This is a genomic window from Candidatus Zixiibacteriota bacterium, assembly GCA_022865345.1.
Taxonomy (GTDB): domain Bacteria; phylum Zixibacteria; class MSB-5A5; order MSB-5A5; family RBG-16-43-9; genus RBG-16-43-9.
Genome location: JALHSU010000023.1, coordinates 1 through 2,811 on the forward strand (window position 1 = coordinate 1; position 2,811 = coordinate 2,811).

Annotated in this window: 2 protein-coding genes; both read left to right on the forward strand. The window is 43.1% G+C overall.

The window, feature by feature from the left end; genetic code table 11:
* Positions 1-1,476: cohesin domain-containing protein (locus tag MUP17_00980; GenBank protein MCJ7457549.1), on the forward strand; the 1,476-nt coding region annotated here is incomplete at its 5' end.
* Positions 1,477-1,509: 33 nt separating this feature from the next.
* On the forward strand, positions 1,510-2,811 hold a 1,302-nt coding region (locus MUP17_00985; GenBank protein ID MCJ7457550.1), incomplete at its 3' end, for a cadherin-like domain-containing protein.

The following is a 2,811-nucleotide window of genomic DNA, read 5'->3' on the forward strand; positions in this document are numbered from 1 at the left end:
GTTAAAGGGGATAGCGTCGTCAGTCAAACTTTCAGTTTTACTCCTGATTTCACCCAGGGACCTGGCAGCGTTAGTGTGACCTTTAGAGCCAAAGATGAAAAAGGCGTCAGCACTCTGAAGACTGTGACCATTAACATAAATGCTGTTCCTCAGGATCTGTTAGTTGTTTCCAAAGATAAGGGTGGAGTTCCAGGAAGTAAAGGCAAGTTAGTTCCTCTGATTCTGACTAACCTTCAGGATGTCTACGGAGTTCAGTTCACTCTTCACTATGATTCAGCTTCAGTGAATATAGACTCATTAGTGCCAGCTTCCATTATAAGCGGGTTTAACATAAAGTCAAATTTAGGGGACAGCTCCAATCAGGTGACAGTCCTGGTATTCGGGTTGAACAACGAGATAATACCTACCGGTTCAGACACTCTCTTATATTTAGGATTGTCAGTCGATACTTTAGCCTCATCTGGGAAGAAGCCTTTAACCTTAACTAATGCCTGGGAGGCCATAAGCACTGATCCGAATGTGCCGGCAAAAGAGTTAGCAGTGACAAATGGGTTTTTCACCGTGGATAAATTTGGAGACTTGAATTTAGATACTCTGGTGAATATAGGGGACGTAGTAAGTTTAATAGCCTACATTCTGGGGACTGTGACTCTTAACTCCCGACAGACAGAAGCTGCTGACATAAACCGGGATTCAAGCGTAAATGTGGGCGATCTGGTGGGAGTCATTAATACCATATTAGGACGACCGATTAATGCTCCTATTGTTAATTACCGCGAGCCTTTGGCTTATTTGCACTTAGAGTATGATTCACTACAACCGGGCAGTTCCGGGAATATTAATGTATGGGCTGACTTAAAAACTTCTGTGGCTGGGGTTCAATTAAAGATAAAATATAATCCTCAGCAGCTACTTTTCTTAGCTCCTGTTTTGACTTCCAGGTCAGATAGCTTAGATATTAACTACAGAGATGACGGACAAGGAACTTTGACTGTGATATTTTACCGTTTTAGCAAGAATAAACTGATTGAGCCTGGGCAGGGTAGTATCCTTTCTTTACCTGTGACTGCCAAATCAGGTTTTGATAATGAGAAATTGCAGTTATCCCTGAAAGAGGCAATTTTGGCTGATCCGACCGCTGTGGTCATACCGGTGGATAAAGGAGAGGTTGTGCTTCCCAAATTGTTTAGCCTGGGTCAAAACTATCCTAATCCTTTCAACCCGACCACAACCATAAGATTTGAGATCGGGATAGGTGGAGGTCCTCAGCAGTCAGTGCAAACCAGCTTGAGGGTTTATAATATCTTAGGACAACGAGTCAAGACTTTGGTTGATGAACCTAAATCACCAGGCATATATTATCAGACCTGGGACGGCAAAGACGAGCAGGGCAATAATATCTCATCGGGAGTTTATTTTTATCAGCTTAGAGCAGGTAGTTATAACGAGACGAAGAAAATGGTGTTATTGAAATAAAGTGAGTTATGTTTAGCTGAAAGGATTAACCATATGAAGAAACTCCTTAGAAATTTTTCTTTTTCTCTGCTTATCATTCTGCTTTTCTATCTTCCATCACTGGCTCAGAATGTAGCACCGGTGCTGGATTCGATAGGGGCTCAGAGTGTAAATGAAGGTCAGGTATTGACCTTCAGGGTGCATGCCACGGATGCAAATGGAGATAGCATAATTTTAAGTGCGACCAGTATCCCCACCAATGCTTCTTTTACTGATTCAGGTAATGGATCCGGTTCACTCACCTTCAGTCCGAACTATAACCAGGCTGCGGTGTATAATATAACCTTTTTCGCCAGGGATACCTTAGGAGGAGTGGATAGTGAAGTTGTGGCGATAACCGTGAATAACGTTAATCTTGCACCTGTTTTAGATTCAATCGGACCAAAGAGTGTGAATGAAGGAGCAAATCTTACTTTCAGAGTTCATGCCACAGATGCAGATGGCGATGCTATTACTCTGACCGCCACCAATGCCCCGACCAACTCATCTTTTGCAGATTCCGGCAATGGAGCTGGTTCGTTTACCTTTAATCCGAGTTACACTCAATCGGGAACATATAATGTTACCTTCAAAGCCACAGATCCATCTTTAGCAGTGGACAGTGAAGTAGTGGCTATAACTGTAAATAATGTCAACTTAGTTCCTGTTTTAGACTCAATTGGACCCAGGAGTGTAAATGAGGGAGCAAATCTTACTTTCAGAGTTCACGCCACAGATGCAGATGGCGATGTCATTGCTCTGACCGCCACCAATGCCCCGACCAACTCATCCTTTGCAGACTCGGGTAACAGTGCTGGTTCGTTTACATTCAATCCGAGTTACGCTCAATCGGGAACATATAATGTCACTTTCAAAGCCACAGACCCATCTTTAGCAGTGGATAGTGAAGTAGTGGCTATAACTGTAAATAATGTCAACTTAGTTCCTGTTTTAGACTCAATTGGACCCAGGAGTGTAAATGAAGGAGCTAATCTCACCTTCAGAGTACATGCTACAGATACAGATGGCGATGCTATTACTCTGACTGCCACCAGTCTGCCGACCAATTCATCTTTTGCAGATTCCGGCAATGGAGCGGGTTCATTTACTTTTAATCCGAGTTACACTCAATCAGGAACATATAATGTTACCTTCAAGGCCACAGATCCGTCCCTGGCGGTGGATAGTGAAGTGGTAACGATAACAGTAAATAATATCAACAATCCACCAGTGCTCGATTCTATCGGTCCTAAATCAGTGACCGAGGGGCAGGTACTAACCTTCAGGGTTCACGCTACAGATATAAATGGAGATAGA